The sequence below is a fragment of the Flavicella sediminum genome, assembly GCF_006381105.1.
Lineage (GTDB): Bacteria > Bacteroidota > Bacteroidia > Flavobacteriales > Flavobacteriaceae > Flavicella > Flavicella sediminum.
The window spans coordinates 1-3,168 of sequence record NZ_VDET01000030.1 but is presented as its reverse complement, the minus strand read 5'-3'; the positions used below and the strand labels follow the sequence as shown (position 1 = coordinate 3,168).

General features: G+C 28.9%; 3 protein-coding genes. All 3 read right to left on the bottom strand.

All coding sequences use genetic code 11. The features are described from left to right. Positions 1-79 precede the first annotated feature (79 nt). Positions 80-601, bottom strand: coding sequence for a hypothetical protein (locus FGM02_RS16445; RefSeq protein WP_139959592.1), 522 nt, complete (start codon positions 599-601; stop codon positions 80-82). 209 nt (positions 602-810) lie between these two features. Beyond that, positions 811-1,542: a lysozyme inhibitor LprI family protein gene (locus tag FGM02_RS16440; protein WP_139959591.1), complete on the bottom strand. Its 732-nt coding sequence runs from the start codon at positions 1,540-1,542 to the stop codon at positions 811-813. Positions 1,543-2,490: 948 nt separating this feature from the next. Beyond that, on the bottom strand, positions 2,491-3,168 hold a 678-nt coding region (locus tag FGM02_RS16435; protein ID WP_394344448.1), incomplete at its 5' end, for an LA_2272 family surface repeat-containing protein.

The following is a 3,168-nucleotide window of genomic DNA, read 5'->3' as shown; positions in this document are numbered from 1 at the left end:
TAAATAAGTATAAGTGACATAATAAAAAGACACAGAACTTTGGGAAAGAAATAAAAACCCACATTAACTTTATACGGTGTTACAGCACGTATTTATCACGCAAAATATTTTTTGAAGCTATTCTTGCCTCATTCACATATCCGCTTTTTTCATCCGCAATTTTATTCAATTCAGATTCAGATTTTGATTCGAATTGAATTTCAAATTTTTTAATCATATTTTGATTTTCGGATATTTGTTTTTCGATCAGACTTTTTTTAGGAAATATTTTGTTCCACAATTCTTTATCCAGAATCATGAAAACAATTAGTAAAATCAGAAATATTGGATTCAGCTTAATCAGTCCGTTTCCGAAAGTTATATTCATAATAAATATGTCAATTAAGTTTATTGTTCCTAAAAACATAATCAGTCCGAATAAATATGGAAACGTCTTTTTGGAAGTAAAATACAGAATAGTTGAAATTCCGATTAATGCTATTCCTGCGTAATGTTTATAATTCAAATTATAGTTTGTCGATAATGAAATTCCTATTGAAGTTAGGAGAATAATTATTGAAATCAGAAGTGGAATTATGTCTTTCTCGAGGAGTTTTTTCATATGTGCTGTAACGGTTTTGTATAAGGTTAGTGTGGGAGTTGATAATCGAAGGATTATCAGCCTAGCACTAAGCTTATACTTATTTTATGTTTTTATCTTAATCGACCTAAAAATACTTAAATAAGTATAAGTGACACAGTAAACAAGCCTAAAACTTTGGGAAATAAATAAAAACCCACATTAACTTTATACGGTGTTGGCAACTGGCTCTATTTTTTAAATTCAAACCACTTTTTAAGCATAAATATAATATCAGATTTTCCTTCTTTTTCGTTAACGATTTCAATTTTCAAAAACTCTCCCTCATTTGATAAATATTTTAAACTTATTTCTTTCATTCCATTTGTGTCATAAAATGCTCCGTATTTACAGTTAAATGGGTTGTTTTCTACGTCATTTGTGAAAATTGATAATAGTATCATTTTGGTCGAATAAATATCTTTGTTTTTATATCCGAAAATTCGATGATCTTTTTTCATATTCGCAGACATCCAAATATTACCGTCTTTTTCGATATATGCTTTTCCCATATATAGAGAATCTATCTCTTTAATGATTTTTAAAGAGCCATTACAAACATCTCCTTCTTCTGTTCCTCTAATCCATGTTTTCAAAGTTCCAATTCGGTCGTCAGTTAACTCTTTTAGATAAATAGCTCTACAAGTTGGGTGTATTGAACCATATATGTTTTCTCGGTAATTGGGATATTTCATTTCCATTTCAGCATCACGAAACTGCATCCATATTCGCTGAGTTTTTTTTAAGTTCTCTACAAAAATTGTATCAGTTTTATATTTTGATATAATGGTTTTATAAATTTCATTTAGTTGCTTGTCTGATTCATTAAATTCTGCATAAGCTTCTTTATTCATTTCAGCTTGAGTTTGCGAGAAACTATTTAAATTTAAAGTCAGTAATAATATAAAAAGTATTCGATTCATTTTTTAGCGTTCTGATTTTTGCTTGTTGCCAACGGTTTTGGCTATGCTTAGTGTGGGAGGAAAGTATGTACAATATTTTCAGCCACGCACTTAGCTTAGACTTATTTTTGTTTTTATTTTATTCCAATAAAAATAAACAAATAAGTTTAAGCGGACACAGTAAATAAGGACAAAACTTTGAGAAAGCCAAAAACCCACATTAAGTTTAGCCAGTGTTGGCTTATGCAACTTTATTGCTACTGAAAATTCAAATAGGAGTGAGGAAGTTTCCAAAACATACTTAACGACATTAAAATCTCGTTGCTACGATAAATTCAACGTTTTATCCCACATATTTTTCGATTAAAAACAAAATATCAACGGAAAGTTTTTAAGTACAGTTACACGTAATTTATGAGATCATTTTTCGTTAATAATAACATTTTCAAAGAATTTAAATTTATAAAAAACAGTTTTACAGTAACTCAATTATCACGAATTTTTCAGCAAGTAAAATGTATCAATGGATTTGTTCTTTTTCAATTAAAGCTTTTACGTAACGTAAACAAGATGACATTAAATCATTTTTTTCAACTAAAGATTGATTATCAAGGAACAAATTTTTTACGGAGATAAAACTCATTTTTCAGCTAAAAGAAAGCTTTCATTTTTATTTTTTTGAGTCAGCACTGGTTTCAAACTTTTAAGAAATCACCATATTTAAACAACTGCGGAAATTTCAACCGAAATTTTGGAGTTGTTTAAGCCAACGTTTAGTATAAGGAACGTAGGGCAGGTGATAAGCACTATCGTTTCGGTTTATTACTTAGCTAAATATAAATATTTTGCTTTTATCTTTTCTACTATAAATGCCAAATTTTATATTTAGCGGACTTCGTTAATATTCACAGACCTTTCGGCTTAGCACAAATGCCCTATGTTTTTTTATACATTGTTACCATTAGTTTTTTAGATGTTCCAATTTATAAAAGGTAATGTCCGATTTTCGTTAATATTCCAAAGACCTAATTGAATTCCTTTTGTGTTAGTACTTTTATTCAAAATTCCAATTTGTATTCCAATCATTTTCCTATTAGCATAATTAACTCCACCTATTTGAAATCCAGTCATATATTCGGCTGAATTTGACATAGAAATCTGGATTCCATTACTAGAAGTAGCTTCGTTAAGTAATCCGCTAATTTGAATCCCATTGGATTTATCCATAGCATTCCATATTCCTGCAATTGCTAATCCATTAATTACAGTTCCATTCTGAACAAATAACCCTAAAGTCATTCCATTATATGCCACATTTCCGATTGTTCCACTTGAAATATTTAATCCATTTAAAATTTCATCGGTTTCATCAATACTGATTAAGCTTCCATTAGCTATTAGAGCAGGAAGTCCAATACCTGGGATTTCAAATCTTATTCCATTTGTTTTCACAAATCTTTTTTTACCATTGAATTGAGGAAATGCTCCAACTGAAATCCCATTAATTGTTGTATTTTGTGTGTGAAAAGTTCCAAATAAGTATCTCTTTTTTTCTTCAAAATTCTGACTAAATATTTTAAAAGAAATCAAAAATATTATAATAGTAAAGATTGTTTTCATATTAATGGTAACGGTTTTGTATAAGGT